This window comes from Peribacillus suis (genome assembly GCF_059384845.1).
Genome location: NZ_CM182019.1, coordinates 3,150,269 through 3,170,434, shown reverse-complemented (window position 1 = coordinate 3,170,434; position 20,166 = coordinate 3,150,269). Strand labels below are relative to the sequence as shown.

Below are 20,166 nucleotides of genomic sequence, written 5' to 3'. Positions count from 1 at the left end.
AGAGACAAATGGGTGATGCTTCACCGTTACTTGGTAAACAAATTGAACTTCAGCTCATTGGTCATAATCGGTTTACAGGCATTCTTACAGACCTTAGTTCAGATATGCTCGTGTTATTTACTGAGCAGCGGTTTTTCTACTTTCCAATGGTGCATGTCCGTCGCATCAACCTGAGTACAGAAAGCCAGGTGAACTCCGACCTATCATCCCCTATGGGTTTTTATATAGCCGAAGAAAAAACGGACATGTCCTATCGTAAAGCGTTGATGTATGCGAAAGGCATCTTTTCCGAAATCTATGTAACAGGGAAAATATCTCTACATGGTTCTATCATCCATGTTTTCAACGATTACTTTACTTTCTACTCTCCGTTATATAAGCTCATGTATATTTCCCTCCATCATCTTAAATGGCTAACCCCCTATACGCAAGGGGAAACGCCATACTCGCTCACTCATGAACAATTCCCGATAAATCCAACCTCATTACCGTTCCATCGATCCTTGGGAGAACAGCTGAAAACGATCGAAGGAAAGCTCGTTGTTTTTGATGGAGGGGAGGACCCTATGAAAATGGGGGTACTCAAGAACGCGGAAGATAGCTTGGTTGAATTGGCTACGGCCAAAGGAGAACGTATATATGTAAATCTCTCGCAAATTCAAACGGTGCACGTGTCATGAAAAGGAGAAGCCCATTTTTAGTGGCTTCTCTTTTTCTCGTTTAAACAGGCATAGCCTACCAGCGCTTGGGAAGTAACGTAGTCTAGTTTTTATAGGAAAATAGACCGGGAATCAAATAGGATTTTAAGGAGTTTTTTTGTGTTTGGAAACTTTTATACCAAAAAAACTTTGGATAACATGAGGTTCTTAAGTATTGGGTGTTTGTACCTAAACTACTGATATAGAAGGTATATGAGTATAATGAACTGTTTTTTATGTTTCATTTTTATTAAATATGCTAGGAAATATATTAACATTTGTCATTTTTAGGCTAAAGGTTACATATACATTACCGATATTATGGAAGATAGTGAGTATAAGTGCTTATATTTAAGTAACGAAGTGAGGGTAAAATAAAAGTCCGGTTTTATACTTTGAACTTTAAGTGATAGTGTAGGGTATGTTTCCGGTCATAAAGGAAGGGTTAAAAAATGAGCAATAAATTATTAATCAATACGATGCTTTTATTACTTGTCATGGTTGGTTTAACAGTTTCCTCTAGTTTAAAAGTAGAAGCAGCAGATCGTATCCATACAGTGTCCTCTGGAGAATCAGTAGAATCAATAGCTTCGATTTATGATATAACGGCTGACCAAGTAATGAAAACCAATGGTTTACCGGATAGTAAGGTTTATGCAGGGCAAAGGCTTAAAATCGTACAAACTGCTTACACTCCCTCAAAATATCAGTGGGTGGAGAGAGGGAAGCGGATTGCCAACTATGCAAAATCATATGTTGGATTTAAAAAAACGCCAGGAGAAGAAACACCTTCAAAAGGATTTGATGCGAGTGGTCTTATTTATTGGACGCTTTCCGAACAGAAAGTTTCCACTGACCGTTTGACAACAGAAGGATTTTTTAGACTTGGAATGGAAACGGCTACTCCTAAAGCGGGGGATATCATCTTTTTCCTTGAAAAAGATACATCAAAAGTCGCGACTGTAGGAGTCTATCTGGGAAAAGACCAATTTGTCCATTCCGGTTATGGTGCAGAAACGGTTCAAGTAAGGATGAGTACCGAAAAATATTTTGCGAAATACCAAGTTGTGTATAAAACATTTACACCTAAAGGGGAACATATTGTACAACCGGGAGAAACGCTAAAAAGCATTTCTGAGATTTACAGCATTTCCATGAACACCATCAAAAAACGTAATGCTTTACCGACCACTGAGGTAATGGAGGGGCAATATCTCCAGGTATATAGCGATCTTTTATTTCCATTTTATGATGGGCAAGATAAATCCTATGATAAAGCATATGACGTGATAAGATATGCTTATACTTTACGTGGATTCCCTTATGTGTTCAGCTCGGATAATCCGATAGCTGGAATGGATTGCAGTGGTTTTGTTTATTGGGTCATGAAGGAACAAGGTCTATCTGTAAAACGAGGTTCAGCTGCAAATTATTATTCTTTGCTAACTCCAATAACAGAGCCTAAAGCAGGGGATCTGGTGTTTTTTAGTGACACAAGTGATAGACCGGGAATTACTCACGTAGGAATTTACTTAGGGGAAGGTCGTTTTATCCATACGACTCAGAAAGCGGGAGTTCATATTTCAGAACTGAGTTCAACTTATTTTTCCCCAAGGTTTGAAGGCTATGGACAAGTCAATTCATCGGCCGATATTTTTTAATAAGACTTCTAGCATGATTTAATAAAATAATTGGAGAATGCGTCCTGTACTTTAAAGAATGAAGCATCAAATTGCCCTATGAATCATATAAATTATATGATCTCCCCCATACCAGACAGCAAGGAGCTTACTATTCTGTCTAGTTTGGAGGGGATTTTTCTATTTGTAAGGAGATGGATGAAAGAGAAGCCTATATAGGCATAGCAATTTAGTTTGGAGCTTAGTGAATCACCGGGATTCCTTTGGTGAATACGTTTTTACTTTTGCTTATAGTCAATCGTGGCTTTTTCTATGGCACTGACGAATTGATACAAAAGCTGAGTATGATTATGCCTGTTTTTTCTGGTGAAGTCATCATCTCTGAAAAAACGTTTTCGGAGTTTTGTCGATAACTCCAATTGAACTCCTTCATATGTTTGGCACCGGTTTACAATGTTGGAACTACTCATTCCTAGAAGATGCATTGGAGCATCAGCTGTTTGAAATCCAGCGTTTCTGAGGGCTATTTCAATCAACTTTTTGAACGTATCATTCTTGCCGCCGAGATAGACCAACTCTTCATGCAAATCAGAATAACCATGGATAGATAGAATTGTTTTTGCATCATTTGCTACTATCATAGCGGTTGGTTCATCAAAAGCTGTGGAGGTAATATGAAGTTTACCGTTATCCCTTAGTTTCAGACCCTCAAATAGATACGTGCTTGCATTCAGTCTTTCTCCAAGAGCAAATGCAATTTCACTTGTTCCCGGTTCTATATTGCCTCCATGGATGGCCATAACGGCTATTTCCGGATTACGGTGTAAAACGGTAATGCAATAATCAGAGTTCTCTTTTTCATATTGCTTTAATTCTGCAAAACTTGAGTAGCCATTTTCCTGCATGATTATTCCCCCCAAATCTATTGGCATTCTTATATTCTATACTGTTGAGGATGAAATAGAAAAGGAGCGGTGTGACTATCACTTAATAACTATGGCGGTGTCCGTGATCATGGATTACATAATCGTAGGAGAGAAGGGGGGAGGATACGTTTAAACTTGATAGGAACCAAGTGTAGCTAATGGATCTATCCGTATCAAGTGTATAACCGGAACGTTAGCTAAAAAAACAAGACCAAACCTAGTAGGCTTGGCCTTGTTGAAAAATCACTCTTGAAAATTTGTATATTGTTCTATTTTCTCCTGTTCATCCGGAGTCAGTGTTTCAGACCGTTTGAATGTATTCATCGTGATAAGCAGGACTGCTATTAGAATGACAGGAATAATCCAGCCCATTACTTTTTTTAATATATTCATTTTTACGTCCCCTTATAAATCCATAAAAGTTTTTTATTTACGAGAAGCAGGAAATGTTACTGCTGTGCTTGCCAGTTACCCTTCCTTCGAGGGTCTCCTGCTCCTGATAATCGGTAGTCCTTCTCGTTTCTAACAAGGACTTGTACTCCTCCATAAAATAGGGGGTAAGATTTTTGAATGACGTTAAATCGTTTCTTTTCTAATGCAGAAATGGTCTCTTTGGATAGTCTTGATTCCGTATAGATAGTATTTCCATCAAAGACGAACCGATAGCGGTCTACAATATTCTGGAACGTATCTTCATCCCGTGAATATGCGAATAGAACCTGTGTAAGTACTTGAGGAATTCTATTTCCGCCAGGAGAACCGATTCCAATAGTCTCTTCCCCTTGTTTTTTAAGAACAGTAGGTGCTGTGAAGGATCTTGAACGTTTGTTAGCCTTTAGAGAATTCAAGCCGGAACGGAAGCTTTTTAATTGATCATTAAGAAAAAATCCATTCGTATAGGCACCCGTACCGAAAAAGTTACTGAGTGTATTTGTTGCAGAAACAGTAGTTCCGTATTTATCCATAATTACAAAGTGCGTGGTACTCTCGTGTTCTTCAGAATCCTTGGTCTCGATGTTTGTCCAGTCATTTCCTAAAATCTCGTCCTTCAAGTTTTTCAGATGAAGGGGAGATAGTAATTGTTCGGCTTTGTTGGCACTGATGCCATCACCAATATATTTAATGCGATCCTGGTAGGAAGCGTTTGTAATCGCACCTAATAATTCCATATAATCGGATTTACTTGAAGCATCGTCTAGGTTGGTTTCTTCAGCAAGCTTCAACATTTCCAGGACAGTAGTCCCGGAAAAGGGAGGTGGAGCCGTTAACACATCATACCCCGCAAATGTCCCCTGGACCGGCTCACGTTCCTTTACTTCATAACTCTTTAAATCCTTTAACTCAATGTCCGTTCTGCTTTTGATATCTCGTGCAATCTTGCCTTTATAAAAACCATCTGTCCCTTTTTTTTGAATCAATTTCAATGTTTCAGCAAGCTCTTTCTGTACGAGCTTTTCCCCAGGTTTAATGGGTTCTCCTCCAGGATAGAACAATAGAGTTTCTTTAGAAGAAACTCTTGCCTGGGCTGCAGATAAACGGGATGTCAACATCTCATCAACTATAAATCCTTCTTCAGCGAGCTTAATGGCTGGCTGAAGAAGATCTTCCATGGGTATACTTCCATACTTATCGTGGACAGCTTTCATTCCCGCGACTAAGCCTGGGGTCCCCGTATGATGGTGTAAATTTGCGTCTTTTGGAGATGTTTCACGATAATCTATAAAGTTAGGTTCTCCTGATTCAGGTACAATCAGCATGCCGCCTCCGCCACCAATGCCGGATCCATAAAATTCCGTTACACCTAAGACATAAGAAACGGCAATCGCTGCATCGGCAGCGGTTCCGTCATTATCTAGAATCTGCATTCCTACTTCTATGGCCATTGGGTTGGAAGAACTGACTCCATAAGATTTATTGCTTAATGATTTACTAGGATAATTGGTATCATTCGTGTCAGAAAGAGGGTCAGTTTTGGAACATCCTGCTATAAAAATGAGCAAACAGAGGGAAAGGAGTACTTTCCGTGTAAAAGGATTAACCACTGATTGATCGCCTCTTTTCGGTGTGAGCTTCTAAGATGTGTGTCTTCTAAGTATAGTACTAGTTAGTAAGACTCTTATTCACGTAATATCTAGTTGTATGGTAGTGTTTACTGTTCAATTGTTTCTTCGGTTGCATGATCTTCTTTTGCTTTTTTTGCTTCTTTTATAGCAGTTTCTTCCCGTTCTTTCTTATGGTTGATTACACGTTTATGGTCCAATTTAATCTCTATCTTATCATCTTTTTCAGACCATTGTACATTTTCACTTGTTTCCTTGGTTAACTGACGGTACACCCTTGCTTTATCACCTGAAGATGTAGCAGGTCTTGGTGTAGCCTCCTTGATTTGCAATGGAAGTACATCAATTGTGGCTTGTCCATCTTCTGCTAGATGATACTGAACCATCGCAGAATCTTTTGTACGTGTCCAACCTTGGTCAAATACAAAGTTTCCTAAGCTGTAGAAGATTAGCCCATTTTTATATACATCGAAAGATTGAAGTACGTGGGGGTGATGACCTATTATAATGTCAGCCCCTGCATCGATGATGGCCTTAGCCAATTCCGTTTGACGTCCTGTAGTGGAAGTGGCGTATTCTAATCCCCAGTGCATATTTACGACTACTAAGTCTGCGTTTCCTTTTTTTGCGTCCTTGGCATTTCCTATCATTTCGAATAATAAGTCGGGATTGGAGTTAAGGATACCCGGTTTATTATTTGTGACCACTCCATTATCGAGCATTTCATCGGTAAACCCTAGTGTAGCCACGCGAATTCCATTGATATCCTCGTAGACGACGTTTGATTTAGCTTCTTTCCTATTCGCCCCTACACCGACAAAATCCATTCCGACACTTTCAAATTCATCAATTGTGTCTAGTAAGCCCTCTTCTTGATAGTCCAATGAGTGGTTATTAGCTAGTGTCATAACAGTGAATCCGGCGTCTTTAACCGCTTGGACCCCACTTTTGTAGGAGTGTAGTGGATATTCAGTGTCGGCTACTTTGTAATTAGAAACATCAGTTTTTAATGCAGGATGTTCATAATTTCCACTAACATAATCAGAAGCAGTAAAATAAGGCTTCACATAACGGTAAAGGGAGTCAAATCCCTGTTGGTCTGTTACTTTTTCAACATAACGGCCCATCATTACATCCCCGACCATAGACATCGTAAGAATATCGTTTGGTTTTGATGCAACAACCTCCACGTCTTTCGTGCGTCCCAACCAAGATGTTACGACTAAGACGATGATCAATATCGGTAAAACGATAGCTGTATATTTAAGATTCTTTTTCTTCGTCCGCTTTGTAAAGATAAGTGTTTTTTCTTTTGCGTTTAAAGTACGTTTCATTTTATCCACCTCAGAATAGGTAATACACGTTCATTAGACCGAAAGTTACTCCGGATAATAAAAGCGTGCTGCCAAGCGTTAGTGGCATTCCTTGTCTTTGAATGGCATTAGCGATCAAGCCTGGGACGATTATACCAATACCACGGAATTCAAAAATTTCAAAAGGCATGACGGGGTAGACGAAATCCAATATGAGTTTCAAACAAATCCCCGTTATCATCATTGCGGCAAACTTTCTTCTACCGTATAAAATTACCCATCTTGAAAGTCCGTGAGCGACAATGAAATAAGTCAAGATACTTATAATGATAATAACCAGCATGATTTGCCATTGATCAAAAACTAATGCCAAATAACCTGGCACAATAAGTCCGGCGGGCACAACACCCGTTTTTTCTGAAAAAATAAGGCTCAGTGTTACCCCTAGTACTAGGGCTACGTATAAATCCGATCCAAACATTAAGGTTCCTCCTACTTAACTCGCTTTTTGCTTCGTTTTAGTTTGCATGAATGCGTCAATTAATGGTTCTGCTGCTCCGTGAATGTTACCGACACCATAAACGATTCGGTTTTTCATGACCGGACGCAGTTTGGCAACGATTTCTTCCGTTGACCATTCTTCTAAATCCCAATATTCTACTGTATCTAACTTTCCTTGCTCAAATGCTTTTGTTATTGGTGAAGTGGTTTCACCGATGGCAATGACGATTTCGGATTTTATGTAAGGCAATACATCCCTTGCAAATTGCTCTGTACGGTCGACACGGTCAGGACGGCAGTTCATGATTACGATAGGTGCTTCCGTACTGTATCCGAAGGTGCTTACCCTATCCCAAATGTTCAATGTCGATGACGCATCATTGGCGGCAAATCCATTAACGAAGAAAGTCGGTTGCTTTGCATCTCCAAATTTAGTGATACGCATGGCACCTGGATCCGGATGGGCATTCAACATGCCACGGAATGCCGTTTTCTCATCGATGCCCAATGCTTCTGCAACAGCCAAGGCAAGGGAGGCATTATCAGGAAATACCATATAATCGAATTCACGTAGGAATTCTTCTGAAATCCTTGAATTATCGGCTACGATAACCTTTGTATTGCGTTGTTTGGCGATTTCTTTGTAATACTCTAAATGTTCACCTTCGATGGTTATTAAATGACCATTATAGGGTATGGTTGCAGTGAATGCTTCTGCAACTTGATCCAATGTTGGTCCCATGACATCCATGTGATCTTCAAGCACATTTACGATAACCCCAATATTTGCCTGAATCATTTTATTTTGGAAGATTAGTTGATAGTCAGGCTGCACGGCCATGCACTCACAAACTAATGCTTCAGTTCCTAAGTCAGCTACTTCTTTAACTACGCGACGTTGTTCCCCGATATTCGGTCCTTCTGGACGACGTATGATCGGTTTTTCTTTGTCCGTAAACCAATAAATCATTCTTGCGGAAGTTCCGGTTGTTTTTCCTATTGTCTTGTACTCCGCTTCCTTGATCACACCTGTAATAAGACGCGTTACAGTGGATTTCCCTCGGATCCCATTTACGTTGACACGTACGGGGATGGAGTCGAGACGCTTTTGATGGCGTTTTTGTTCGACTATGCCATAGCCAAGCAAAAATAATGCACATATAAATATCGGTGCCATTTTTTAACCTCTCTTTATTTATGTATTTGATTTACTGAATACACACTACATGATTTTAAACTTATTAAGCAAGGGTCGTTTTTCTATAGCAAGATAGCTTATTTTAATAATTTCCAAATTAATCTATAAATGAGGGTAATGGTAACTAATGGCTATAATATTCATGTAAGGACAAATACTCTATGGATTCCCCATTTCATGATGATTCTATTATGAGATGGAGAATAAAAAATAATGTTTATAGGATAATGAATTCTTTTTATAAGGATAAAAACCCAATTCCTAGTATCTACTGTAGGAGTTTAATGTAGACGATCCTTCCTGTTTTATAATTGTTTATACCTATTTATGCGTTTATTTTCTAATCTACTAGTTTGTTTTTTCTTTATTCCTGTATTTTGATTCTAATGACTCATTTAGTGCTACTTTTTTGGGATTGGATAAAGATGAGTAAAATCACCCCCCATATTTTTTGGGTTTTTTTAATATGAAATACCCGAGGGGCTATGAGGTGACATCAATAAATTGTCAAAATCCTTCTCTTAAAAGTTTTTGGAAACAAGGGTTTTTAAAAAAAAGACTAGTTTCTTCTATTAATATAGTGTTAATAGTAGAACTAAAAAAAACCCAGAATAAATTCTGAGTTTTTGGAGTATTTTTACATTCATTTATAATAAGGGATCAAATGAAATGTTATTTATAGATGAGAGTATTTTTTGTAAATTGATAGTCTCGAATCAATTTTAAGATGATGCTATCTTTAGCTAGATTTTATTCTATTTAAAAGCTCAGGATGTGAGTCCTTTTTACCGCCATCTATAACATAAAGCATAGGGGCTAATCTTCTGTTTCCTTTATCGGCAGAATTCATCTTCAAGTAATTTTCGTATTCGTTGCGAAAGAATTCTTCTTGGGCTTTCCCTTCGTTTAACTTTGCTATGAATTTGAAAAATCGTTTCATATGAATTCCTCCTTGTTTGGTTAGAAAGTATTAGGTTAATAGTAACACACTTTAGGTGAAAATTAACCTTTTATTAAAAAATAGGAAATAATAAATTAGGATAGTAGTTGTATATACTTAGTTTTCTGGTTTGGAATACGATATTGATGTGAGACCATCTCGTTTGTTTAGAGAGTCTCCTGTTGATTTGGTTTCAAATGAGAGTGATTAAGAGTTGGTTCAAATGCTTTTTAAAAGTGTGCTGACACTTCTAGAGAGGAAGTAGTTATTCTACTATTTACTGATGTAAATATTACTAGAGTAATATTAATTATACATTGAATATTCAGAAAATAATAGTGTTAGTTGAATTATTTCTCTCTGTATAAGATTCATGGTGAATTTTTTATTATAGTTTGTTTTGTGTTGTTATTAGTTTATTCCCCGTATTCACTATATTGAAACAATTTTAATGGAGAGGATATATTTGTTATTAACTTCATTGGAATAGCTAAATGCAAGGAAAAGCTTCCCACAAGGTAGGCGTGGGAAGCGGCTTTCATCATAATTGAAATCTTTTAACCTGATCTGTTAACTGTTCAGCCGATGATGCAAGTTCACTGGCATGATTGGTGATTTCATCCATTGAAGAGCTGGATTGCTGTGCGGAGGCGGACACTTGTTCAATGCCTGCTGCTGACTCTTCGGAAACGGCTGCAATGTCTTCGACAGCCTGGTTGATTTTTATGCTATTGGTAGAGATATAGTGTAAGTCATTGGTTATGTGTTGTAATTTTGTGCTCATGGCTCCCACTGAATGATTGATGGTTTCAAAGGTTTGGCCGGTAATGGTAATTTGTTGGGTGCCTTCATCTACTTGTGTATATCCATCTTCCAAGGAGTGAACGACGGTTTTTGAACCTGTTTGAATGGCTGTAATAATTCCAGTAATGTCACCCACAGAATCTGTAACTTGTTCCGCGAGTTTCCGAACTTCTTCGGCGACGACGGCAAATCCTTTTCCATGTTCGCCGGCGCGTGCCGCCTCGATGGCTGCGTTTAAAGCGAGTAAGTTGGTTTGATTGGAAATGTCCTGTATGACCTGAACGAGCTTTGAAATTTCCTGGGATTGTGAATCAAGGCCTTTTACCTCATCGACTGCCTGTTTCACAATCCTATCAATCGTTTGCATTTGCTGCACGGATTTGTGCATCATGGTTGTTCCTTCTTTTGTTAAGGACAGGATCTCGGTGGAGGTTTGGGAAATTTCTTCTCCTTCACTGTGTGCCTTTTGGATCTTTCCTGAGAATTCTTCCACCATACGGACGATTTCCGTTGCTTGGTTGGCTTGTGACTCAGAGCCTTCTGACAGCTCGTACATAGTGGTTGCAATTTGACTGCTTCCTTGTTGCACTTCATTTGCCGATTGGGTTAGCTCTTCGCTTTTGCTTGTAACGGATTCGGATACATTCAGCATGTTTTCGATGATATTGCGAAGGTTTCTCTGCATCTCGTTTGTAGAAAACGTCAATTCCCCGAGTTCATCGTTTGATGTCTGCTTAAGTGGTTCATGGTTCAGTTCACCTTTTTCCACTAGCTTCATCCTGTCTCGGATCCTTAGGATCGGTTTGGTAATGAGGTTCGCTGTCACAAGGGCAAGGCCAATCCCTGCTATGACTGTAATGATGGATAAAATGATACTCGTCGTTTTAACGGATTTTCCACTGCTGATGACGGTCTCTCCGGAAGCGACGATCAGTTTTTCGCGCTCGGAAGCGAGCTCTTTGAAGCCATCCATTATTTCCGTGCTTATGGGCGCTACTTCATTCAGCAATATTTCTTTCGCCTGTTTTTCATCTCCTTGCTCATACTGGGTAAAGACGCGTTCTTCAATCATGGTTCTCCAATCAATGCTTGTTTCAATGATTTCTTTCGTTCTCTCAGAGTCGGATAAGGCTAATAGCTCTTCTTGTAGGTGTTTGCTTTCTTCGGTATAAGCTAGGAAATCCTCTTTATATTGTTCATCTCCAAATAGGATATACCCTCTAACAAATGCCATTCTTTGCGAAAGGTTATAGAGTAATTGTTCATCTTTAATAAGAAGAGGCAATTCATGGTCGATGATATCTCTAGAATGTTTAAGAGACTTATTGCTGCTGTAAATACTATAGGCTCCTAATATGATGCATAAAGATATGACTAGCATAAATGCTAACAATACCTTTGTTTTAATCTTTTTCAAGTGTACGGCCCCTTTTTCGGTAGATTACTTTACCTTTTGTTTATCGGAAATGGGGACCAATATTTAAAGAGGAATGGGGAAATTGGGCTGAAAAGACAGGGAATCTCTTAGTTTTTATGGAATATATTGATATGATCACGCATATTGCGTTATGATTATAGAGAAAAGATTATAAGCCGCTTTAGGCGGAAGAGGTTCTAGCTACCCTCTCAAAAAAACTAAGGAAAAGCAGCACTCTATTCTTAGGGTGCTGTTTTTTTCCGTAAAAAGGAGTTTTATCATAATGTTGAAGAAAGAAAAGGCAGTAGTGGTGTTTAGTGGGGGACAAGACAGTACGACGTGTTTATTCTGGGCAATGAAGCATTTTTCGGAAGTGGAGGCAGTGACGTTTGATTATAATCAGCGTCATAGCTTGGAAATTGATTGTGCGCGGAGTATTGCAAAGGAACTGGACATCCCTCATCATGTTTTGGATATGTCGTTGTTGAACCAGTTGGCCCCGAATGCGTTGACGAGAAGTGACATTGCTGTGGCGGATGGGGAAGAAGGGGAGTTACCGTCTACATTCGTACCGGGAAGGAATTTACTGTTCTTGTCATTCGCAGGAGTGCTTGCAAGCCAAATTGGGGCGAAGCATATTGTAACCGGTGTTTGTGAAACGGACTTTAGCGGATATCCAGACTGCCGGGATGTGTTCATTAAATCGTTGAATGTCACTTTGAATCTCTCGATGAATCAGTCTTTTGTTATAGATACGCCGCTTATGTGGCTGAATAAGGAAGAAACATGGGAAATGGCGGATCAACTGGGTGCCTTTGATTTCGTTCGTGAAAAGACGCTGACTTGTTATAACGGAATCATAGCCGATGGCTGTGGGGAGTGTCCGGCATGCAAGCTTCGAAAAAAGGGTCTGGATGACTATGTGATTAGACGGCAGGTGAACCTATAATGTATGGGTTCAAGATTGTCGATAAGCTTCAAAAAATAGAACAGGACATTCATCGTAATCAATTGAACTATCATCAAAGACGGGTGCTCGTGAGCAAGGAATTCACGTTTGATGCAGCCCATCATCTTCATGATTATGAAGGGAAATGCAAGAATCTGCATGGCCATACGTATAAAGTCATTTTTGGCATAAGCGGCTATAATGATTCCCGTGGGTTGATGATCGACTTTGGCGACATCAAAGAAATCTGGAAAAATGAAATCGACATTCATCTTGACCACCGCTATTTGAATGAAACGCTGCCGCTTATGAATACAACAGCTGAAAATATCGTCGTCTGGATTTATGAAAAGATGGCTGATGCCCTGCAAAACAAGGACTATAAAGGGGCTAGGGTTGAATTTGTCCGTCTTTATGAAACGCCGACGAGTTATGCTGAAGCAAGACGGGAGTGGATGGACTGTGAGTAAGCTGCCCGTCATGGAAATCTTCGGCCCGACCATTCAAGGGGAAGGCATGGTCATCGGGCAAAAGACGATGTTCGTCCGGACAGCTGGGTGCGACTATTCATGTGCTTGGTGTGATTCCGCCTTCACCTGGGATGGGACCGGAAAGGAAGATATCGCCCACATGACAGCTGATGAAATATGGGAGGAGCTAAAACTCAAGGGAGGCAAGGGTTTCTCTTTCGTGACGATATCCGGGGGAAATCCCGGCCTCCTGAAGAATATGGCTGAGTTAATCACCCTTTTAAAAGAAAAGAACATCAGAATTGGCGTGGAGACGCAAGGTAGCCGGTGGCAGGATTGGTTTCTCGATATTGATGAACTGACGATTTCACCAAAACCGCCAAGTTCAAGGATGAAGACCGATTTTGGAGTGCTCGATGATATCCTATCTAAGCTTTCCAATAGAAGGGATGAAAATCAAATTTCTTTGAAGATTGTCGTATTTGATGAAGCTGATTATCAATATGCGAAGAATGTACATGCCCGCTATCCAGGCATTCCTTATTACCTGCAGGTAGGCAATGATGACAGCGTGACGACGGACGATCGGCAGCTGGTCAGTGAACTGTTGGGAAAATATGAACAGTTAATTAATCGGGTGATTGCCGATGACGAACTGAATGATGTGAAGGTGCTCCCCCAGCTGCACACGTATATCTGGGGAAATAAACGGGGCGTGTAAGGAAAAGGATGGGGAGGTCATACTTTCTATTAAATGCCGTTTCTCTTCTATTATATGTTCTTTACCTTTAGATACGCGAGGGGGTACTTTTATCCTTGATTTACTCCCGTATCCAAGATAAGATGAAAAAGGAAAAAAGATAATCCGCTTGAGGCGGAAGAGGTTCTAGCTACCCTCTCAAAAAAACTAAGGAGAACAGCACTCTTTCTTAGGGTGCTGTTTTTTCCTATAAAAGGAGATTGTAAGAAATGTTAAGGGTTCTATTGTATTTATTGTCCATTGTGACCGCGAATGTGGTCACAGCCGCTTTTATGCCATTGCAATTTGGTATGTTCATCATCCCGATGGGGACATTGTTGATCGGAGGGACCTTCATCTTCCGTGACTTAGTTCAAAATAAATTTGGCAGGGCAAGGACTTATCTGTGCATTATCCTGGCATTAATTTTATCAGCCAGTGTATCATTCTTGTTAGGCGACACATTATTAATCGTATTTGCTTCCGCCCTTTCATTCGTGGTGGCGGAAACGGCAGATACGGAAATATATACTCGATTGAAGCTACCATTAAGTTGGAGGGTATTTTACTCAGGGGTAGTTGGAGGATTTTTCGATTCCGCAATATTTGTGGTGATTGGGCTTAGTCCACTGGGGGCGAACATCTTGCCGTGGTCCTCTGTACCTGCCGCGATTGTTGGTCAGATTATTGTCAAAACGGTCATTCAGTCAATGGGGGCCATTCTATTGGGGAAAATCCATGTAAGGCTTGAAAAGCGGATCAATAATGGAGGGAATGCGCTTGGTGGATGATACTAAAGAAGAAGATAAGTGCTATTGCTTGGAGGCTTTTCGCGAGAAATATGGTCCGCAAGTCCAGGGAGAATGCTTGAAGCTTTCTTGTGCCAACTACAGAAAGCATAACCTTGATAAGCTAGAATCGAGAGAATGCGAGTAAACAAAACCCGTTGTTAAACGGGTTTTTCTTATAGGAAATTAGATTCCTGTCCTGCGTAGTCAAACAAGGTTATCGATAATAAGAAGGGAAAAGGTACGGTATGATTACGTACCTTTTTATTAACATGATGTACCTCGAAATATAAGGTACATCATTGCTAAACTAAAAAAAGGAAAATTTAGATTGCTTAATAAAACCAGTCATAGTAAAATGTCCTTCGGACCGCATCACTTGTCCTAAGTAAGGCATAGGTACTATAATCGGGGTAATGGTGATTATTTTAAATAGTTAATGATTTTATCAGAAATTTCAATATATATAACATGAGGAAAAGGAGCAGATAGTATGAAAGTCATTGCACCTGAGTCATTCACATACAAAGGTGGAGATAGAGCAGTTCTCTTACTTCACGGATTTACTGGAAGCACAGCAGATATGAAGAAGTTGGGTCGTTATCTCAATGACCGCGACTATACCTGCCACGCACCTCTATATAAAGGTCATGGATTGCCAGCTGAGGAACTTATCCATACAGGTCCAAAGGAATGGTGGAAAAACGTAGTGGATGGGTACCATTTCCTTAAAGAAGAAGGGTACGAGGATATCGCCGTTGTCGGGATTTCCCTCGGTGGGGTCTTTTCTTTAAAAGTGGGAACGGAATTTCCTGTGAAAGGTGTCGTTTCCATGTGTGCCCCGATGCAAGGGAGAGACGTGAGTCGATTACATAATCGTATGATCAGTTATGCCAGGGCCTACAAAAAATTCGAAGGCAAAGACCCAGACCAAATCGATGCAGAAATAAAACGGTTAGAAAAAGAGCCTATGCACTCGTTGAAAGATGTTTTGCATATCATAGAAGATACTAGTGAAAATTTGGATTTGATTACGGCACCGACTCTTGTTCAACAGGGCCGGTTGGACGATTCCGACTATACGGAAAGTGCACCCATGATCTTCAATGATGTCGATACGCAACATAGGCAATTGATATGGTATGAGCAATCAGGGCATATCATCACATTGGGGAAAGAGCGGGAGCAAGTTTATGAAGATGTTCATCGGTTTTTAAATAACTTGATTTGGTAAAGTGGGAAGGCTGCCAGTTAAATTGGGCGGCCTTTTTCTAAATGTAAATCTTCTGTCTGATGAAATTCAGCTGTATAAGAACACTTTCACGTTCCCGTTAGTATCGATAGTTGCCAATAAGATATCGGTTATGTCCGCATTGTACATGGTTACTTTCCTTTTCAGCCATCCTTCATCCTTACCCACTCGGTTTAATTCGTGAAAATCAATCTTTCCCTCCTTAATAATGGTTATAGGAAAAGAAAATGGCTTTGTGGTCAACTTTATATCACCAGGGGTCACTGATTGGTATTGGGGAAGTAAGAAGAACGAAATAGTCCCATCCGGTTCCCAAAATGCTAAAGCAACTTTTTGAATCTCTTCAATTTTTGCCTTTCTTAATTCGGATAAAATGATATCGATAGAAATTCGCGCTTTGACTAAGTTTTTGTGGATGACTTGTCCGTTTTCTATAAGAGGCAAAGGAGGACTTTCAAAAAAATTTCGGAGTCTGCCCCAATGAAGACTCACAAATACACTGATTATATATAAAATAACTAGTACGACTGACGTGATCATCGGTCCCTTTAAGCCTAACTGTTCATCAGATAATGGGTGGGCAAGAATATTTCCAATGATCAGTGCCATTAAAAAGTCAATCAACCTTAACTGAGAAATGGCCCGGCGCCCCATCAATTTAACTGCAAAGAGTAAAAAAAGGAATGATATGATGGCTCTCAAAATCCACTGAATTGTAGTAAGTGTGTCTTGGCTGTAGAAAAAATCCATCTAAGCTCACGTCCTTGGTTTTTGTTATCTAAGAATTAGTATGAGCGTTTGAATGATTTAGATGTAAAAATGAAAAAAAAGTGGACTCCTGGAAGTCCGCTTTTTTAACGTATTTTTTGGGCAGGCTCGTCACTTGAGTTCTTCTCGATGAATTTTTTGACCTGTTCTATCGTTAGGCCACTTTTTTTGGCTTCCATTATAAGTGCCAGCCATATTTTATCGAGTTGCTCCTGTTTCAATCTGTTCCCGGATTCCATGATCACCCTCCCAATCTACCTCTTGTATTTTTTATTTTCACCCAGAGCAGCGCAAGTTAGAGAGTAAAATGACTTCTTGGGTTTTAGTGCTGTTCCGTACTTTTCAATTTCTTCTATGTGACTTTCCGGATGTTTTTTGTCAGGGCTCCCTTATATTCATTAGGCTTTTCGTAAATGGGGCCTTTATTCGTGAGTGTCATTACTCATTTTCCTATGTAGTGATGCGGCTGTTATCCTGTCTTTTTTCCATGTTATTACTCTTATGTATTATCTTACAGTGATAAAGTAGGAGTCAAGTTAAAATGCTAAATTAACAGAATATTAAAGAAAATAAAAAAGCCGATCAGGCTTTTCCTGATTACGGCATGTAAAGTGGCTTATCTTTTTAAATAGTTTTCTGTGTAATACGGCTTTTCATCTTCTTCAAAGGCGACGCCCACTCCCAGTGAAGAAAAGTCTTTTTGTAATTTATTTTCCCTGTGACCGATGGAATTCATTAAGCCTTCGTGGGCGAAGATACTGCTGTTCTGACCAGCGGCAAGGTTCTCTCCGGCCATGCGGAAAGAGATTTTGTCACTTTCCATCCGATCGAAGGGGGATTCCCCATCAAGATTAGTATGGTTAAAGTATTGGTTGACGGCCATGTCTTTACTGTGATCTTGGGCCGTCACTTTCACCTGCTTATCCCATGACAGGACGGAAAGATCATGATTGACCCTTGAGGCATTGGTCAAGTCGAATAATTGATATTCAAAGCCCTTTTTAAGCTCTGGGCTGGAGGGGGCAAAATAGGTGCTTTTTTGCTGTTCAAGACCTGCGCTGATGATTTGGATCGATGTGACTGTATTATCCTCATGTTTATCATAAAAAATCGTGACGAAGCTGTTATCCATTTTGAACGTATCATATTCACCATTGCTTTGAATCTGGTAATATACATTTCCTTTAAGCAGTTTTGTTATTGGTTTACCCAATTTTTCCGTCACGGTTTCCTTGGGTGTATTTCGTTTGATTCCTTGCTTGGATGAAATCAAATCCTGGTTTGTATAGAGACCGACGACTCTATTCTTGCTGTCGTAGGCCACCATGAAGAAATTTTGATAATTTTCATGATAGGCAAACCACTCTACTCCATATTCGTTCAGGGAATGGCGTTTGGCCTCACCTGCCTGCTTTTCGACGGATTCCTTTGTGTCGCCAAGCTCGATATTACGGACCGAAAAGGAGGATTCAGCAGGGGCCTTCAAGTCAGGTTTATCCACCTTTTTCGTTTCGGTTTGTTCCTCATCTCTTGCTTGATCGATTGTATCCGTCAATTTGCCGATCAACTGGTTGACTCCGGTATTCAGTTTTTCAATGGCATTTGATACTTCAGGTTTGGTTAAGAGAGAGCGAACATCCGTCGTGAAAGATCCGATTCCCGCCTTTAATCCCGACTCCTGAATGTCTTTTCCATACCCATACCAAAATCCGCCGAGAAGAAGAAAGAGAATCAATAGATTAATCACACTCCGCACATCGTTCACCCCAACTCACATATAATTACGTTCCCAAATGATTAGCTCATAAGCTGTAATAGGGGAGGTAAAGATAACAATACGATGGAGAATAAGAAAAGGACCTGGGTAACCCTTTTTGGCAGCTTTTCTTTTTTCCCTTTGTACCACCCACTGAATTGCAACTTGTTTCTATATAAAACAAACAATAATATAAGTATGGCCACAGAACCGAAGTAGCTATACTGATTATAATCTATTCCGAAACCCTGATACACATTCTCTAACAGAACGGAACACAATGCGCCGATAATACCGAATAATAAAAGAATCCGGATTAACTCAAATAGTACTCTCATGTTTTCCTCCTATTAATCATTTCCTCTTGTTCCCCCGCTATATATAGTTTTCTACACGGGACATAAGGGTTCCTTCCTTTGTCAATTTTCAGTTTCTCGCTCAACATACCCGGTGCTGAAAATCACCATACGCCTTATCCTTTAAAGTACATTACTGTATTTTACTACTAAAATATATCATAATGGATGGTGAGGTGGATGATGCCTCAAAAGCAGTAGACATTTCTTATAGTGGATAATAAAAATTGGAGGTTTCTGATTATGGTCAATAGTTTACAAGCAACAACAACATTACATAATGGCGTCGAAATGCCTTGGTTCGGTTTAGGCGTATTTAAAGTGGAGGAAGGTCCAGAGTTGGTGAATGCAGTCAAAGTAGCCATTAAACACGGGTATCGTAGCATTGATACTGCAGCCATTTATGCGAATGAAGAGGGAGTAGGGCAAGGAATCCGCGAAGGGCTAGAGGTAGCGGGCATTGCAAGGGAGGATTTGTTTGTAACGTCAAAAGTTTGGAATTCCGAACTTGGCTATGAATCGACACTCGCTGCTTACGAGACTAGCTTAAAGAAGCTAGGTTTGGATTATCTTGATCTTTACTTGATTCATTGGCCAGTCGAAGGGAAATATAAAGAAGCTTGGAGAGCAATGGAGACTCTTTATAAAGAAGGAAAGGTAAAAGCGATCGGGGTAAGTAATTTCCAAATCCACCATCTGAAGGATTTATTGAATGAAGCAGAAGTGAAGCCAATGGTCAATCAAGTTGAATGTCATCCACGTCTAACTCAAAGGGAATTGCTGGAATTTTGCCGACAAGAAGGCATTCAATTGGAAGCTTGGTCTCCATTAATGCAAGGTGAATTATTAGATAATAAGGACCTTCAACAGATTGCATCCAAGTATGGAAAATCCGTGGCCCAGGTCATCTTACGTTGGGATTTACAAAATGGGATCGTGACGATTCCAAAGTCGACAAAAGAGCATCGAATCGTGGAGAACTCCTCGGTATTTGATTTTGAACTAACGGAAGAAGATATGGCGCGAATGAATGAAATGAATCAGAATCATCGAGTCGGACCAGATCCTGACAACTTCGATTTTTAAGGAAAGGCAGAGATAGACGAGCTTGCAGTCTATCTCTTTTTTTCATTCAATCGTCCTTACTCGATGATTGACCATTCATGAAAAAAGCAAGGGCTGTACCCATGTCACTGTTGGATAATGATGTGTTAAGCGTTTCGTTAACCGTTTCCAACATTTCGCGAAGGCGCTGCTCACCCTTATCCGTGATGAGGGCACATACGCCACGTCGGTCATCTTCAAATCCGAGCCGATTTATTACCCCGCAACTTTTGTTTTCCATCCTGACGGAAAGCCTGGACATGGCACTTTGGCTTAACCCGACAAGCCGCTGCAATTCCAAAAGCCTCAATTTTTTTTCAGGTGCCTGAGATAAGTACAATAAAACGTAAAACTCATTCAAGGGCATTTGGTGCTTTTCCTGCAAGGCTCTATCAAGGTCATTGGAGAGCTCGGCATGTATATGTGTAAAGGATAACCAAGTATTTATAAGGGATTGTTCATGGGACATATCTTTTTGCCTCCCTCT

Annotated in this window: 21 protein-coding genes and 2 riboswitches; of the genes, 8 read left to right on the top strand and 13 right to left on the bottom strand. The window is 40.0% G+C overall.

Annotated elements, in window-relative coordinates; translation table 11 throughout:
• The first annotated feature begins 8 nt into the window (after positions 1–8).
• Positions 9–680 (top strand): DUF2642 domain-containing protein, encoded by a 672-nt coding sequence (locus AC503W_RS15435; RefSeq protein WP_494914772.1) that lies wholly within the window; start codon positions 9–11, stop codon positions 678–680.
• Positions 681–1,150: 470 nt separating this feature from the next.
• Positions 1,151–2,359 (top strand): C40 family peptidase, encoded by a 1,209-nt coding sequence (locus AC503W_RS15430; RefSeq protein WP_494914768.1) that lies wholly within the window; start codon positions 1,151–1,153, stop codon positions 2,357–2,359.
• A 257-nt stretch (positions 2,360–2,616) separates the two neighbouring features.
• Here AC503W_RS15430 and AC503W_RS15425 read toward each other — a convergent pair whose 3' ends face one another.
• The 8 genes from AC503W_RS15425 to AC503W_RS15390 form a co-directional block, all read right to left on the bottom strand.
• On the bottom strand, positions 2,617–3,243 hold the full coding sequence (locus AC503W_RS15425; protein WP_494914766.1) for a poly-gamma-glutamate hydrolase family protein: 627 nt from the start codon (positions 3,241–3,243) through the stop codon (positions 2,617–2,619).
• A gap of 264 nt (positions 3,244–3,507) precedes the next feature.
• Complete coding sequence (locus tag AC503W_RS15420; protein WP_494914764.1) at positions 3,508–3,657, bottom strand: CapE family protein; 150 nt, start codon at positions 3,655–3,657, stop codon at positions 3,508–3,510.
• A gap of 56 nt (positions 3,658–3,713) precedes the next feature.
• Complete coding sequence (locus AC503W_RS15415) at positions 3,714–5,306, bottom strand: gamma-glutamyltransferase family protein (protein ID WP_494914762.1); 1,593 nt, start codon at positions 5,304–5,306, stop codon at positions 3,714–3,716.
• A 107-nt stretch (positions 5,307–5,413) separates the two neighbouring features.
• Positions 5,414–6,658: a CapA family protein gene (locus tag AC503W_RS15410; protein ID WP_494914760.1), complete on the bottom strand. Its 1,245-nt coding sequence runs from the start codon at positions 6,656–6,658 to the stop codon at positions 5,414–5,416.
• A gap of 10 nt (positions 6,659–6,668) precedes the next feature.
• The gene (gene pgsC / locus AC503W_RS15405; protein ID WP_494914758.1) at positions 6,669–7,118 is read right to left on the bottom strand and encodes a poly-gamma-glutamate biosynthesis protein PgsC; all 450 of its coding nucleotides are present in this window, start codon (positions 7,116–7,118) and stop codon (positions 6,669–6,671) included.
• 15 nt (positions 7,119–7,133) lie between these two features.
• Entirely contained in the window at positions 7,134–8,315 is a 1,182-nt protein-coding gene (gene pgsB, locus AC503W_RS15400; protein ID WP_494914756.1) for a poly-gamma-glutamate synthase PgsB, read from the bottom strand.
• 760 nt (positions 8,316–9,075) lie between these two features.
• Entirely contained in the window at positions 9,076–9,276 is a 201-nt protein-coding gene (locus AC503W_RS15395) for a hypothetical protein (protein WP_427688279.1), read from the bottom strand.
• Positions 9,277–9,817: 541 nt separating this feature from the next.
• Positions 9,818–11,497, bottom strand: coding sequence for a methyl-accepting chemotaxis protein (locus AC503W_RS15390; protein WP_494914754.1), 1,680 nt, complete (start codon positions 11,495–11,497; stop codon positions 9,818–9,820).
• Between the two features lie 185 nt (positions 11,498–11,682).
• Positions 11,683–11,725, top strand: a riboswitch (PreQ1 riboswitch).
• Positions 11,726–11,783: 58 nt separating this feature from the next.
• Between AC503W_RS15390 and queC the strand changes: the two genes are divergently transcribed.
• From queC to AC503W_RS15365, 5 genes are all read left to right on the top strand, one after another.
• Positions 11,784–12,446, top strand: a complete 663-nt coding sequence (queC, locus tag AC503W_RS15385) for a 7-cyano-7-deazaguanine synthase QueC (RefSeq protein ID WP_494917363.1) — start codon at positions 11,784–11,786, stop codon at positions 12,444–12,446.
• Positions 12,446–12,916, top strand: a complete 471-nt coding sequence (queD, locus tag AC503W_RS15380; protein ID WP_494914752.1) for a 6-carboxytetrahydropterin synthase QueD — start codon at positions 12,446–12,448, stop codon at positions 12,914–12,916. Before queC ends, queD begins: the two co-directional genes overlap by 1 nt.
• Positions 12,909–13,637: a 7-carboxy-7-deazaguanine synthase QueE gene (gene queE, locus AC503W_RS15375; RefSeq protein ID WP_494914751.1), complete on the top strand. Its 729-nt coding sequence runs from the start codon at positions 12,909–12,911 to the stop codon at positions 13,635–13,637. Before queD ends, queE begins: the two co-directional genes overlap by 8 nt.
• A 153-nt stretch (positions 13,638–13,790) precedes the next feature.
• A riboswitch (PreQ1 riboswitch) is annotated at positions 13,791–13,833 on the top strand.
• Positions 13,834–13,885: 52 nt separating this feature from the next.
• A complete protein-coding gene (locus AC503W_RS15370) occupies positions 13,886–14,446 on the top strand; it encodes a VUT family protein (RefSeq protein ID WP_494914750.1) in 561 nt (186 codons plus the stop codon).
• 490 nt (positions 14,447–14,936) lie between these two features.
• Positions 14,937–15,677 carry an alpha/beta hydrolase gene (locus tag AC503W_RS15365; RefSeq protein WP_494914749.1) on the top strand — a complete coding sequence of 247 codons (741 nt, stop codon included), beginning with the start codon at positions 14,937–14,939 and terminating at the stop codon, positions 15,675–15,677.
• Positions 15,678–15,743: 66 nt separating this feature from the next.
• Here AC503W_RS15365 and AC503W_RS15360 read toward each other — a convergent pair whose 3' ends face one another.
• The 4 genes from AC503W_RS15360 to AC503W_RS15345 form a co-directional block, all read right to left on the bottom strand.
• Positions 15,744–16,445, bottom strand: a complete 702-nt coding sequence (locus tag AC503W_RS15360) for a DUF421 domain-containing protein (protein WP_402986727.1) — start codon at positions 16,443–16,445, stop codon at positions 15,744–15,746.
• A gap of 104 nt (positions 16,446–16,549) precedes the next feature.
• Positions 16,550–16,702 (bottom strand): anti-repressor SinI family protein, encoded by a 153-nt coding sequence (locus AC503W_RS15355; protein WP_407407404.1) that lies wholly within the window; start codon positions 16,700–16,702, stop codon positions 16,550–16,552.
• 377 nt (positions 16,703–17,079) lie between these two features.
• On the bottom strand, positions 17,080–18,219 hold the full coding sequence (locus tag AC503W_RS15350) for a CAP domain-containing protein (RefSeq protein WP_494914746.1): 1,140 nt from the start codon (positions 18,217–18,219) through the stop codon (positions 17,080–17,082).
• A gap of 41 nt (positions 18,220–18,260) precedes the next feature.
• The gene (locus AC503W_RS15345) at positions 18,261–18,557 is read right to left on the bottom strand and encodes a hypothetical protein (RefSeq protein ID WP_494914744.1); all 297 of its coding nucleotides are present in this window, start codon (positions 18,555–18,557) and stop codon (positions 18,261–18,263) included.
• 261 nt (positions 18,558–18,818) lie between these two features.
• Between AC503W_RS15345 and AC503W_RS15340 the strand changes: the two genes are divergently transcribed.
• Entirely contained in the window at positions 18,819–19,661 is an 843-nt protein-coding gene (locus AC503W_RS15340; protein WP_427590680.1) for an aldo/keto reductase, read from the top strand.
• A 46-nt stretch (positions 19,662–19,707) separates the two neighbouring features.
• Here the strand turns inward: AC503W_RS15340 and AC503W_RS15335 are convergent, their stop codons facing one another.
• Positions 19,708–20,148 carry a MarR family winged helix-turn-helix transcriptional regulator gene (locus tag AC503W_RS15335; RefSeq protein ID WP_494914742.1) on the bottom strand — a complete coding sequence of 147 codons (441 nt, stop codon included), beginning with the start codon at positions 20,146–20,148 and terminating at the stop codon, positions 19,708–19,710.
• Positions 20,149–20,166: the final 18 nt, after the last annotated feature.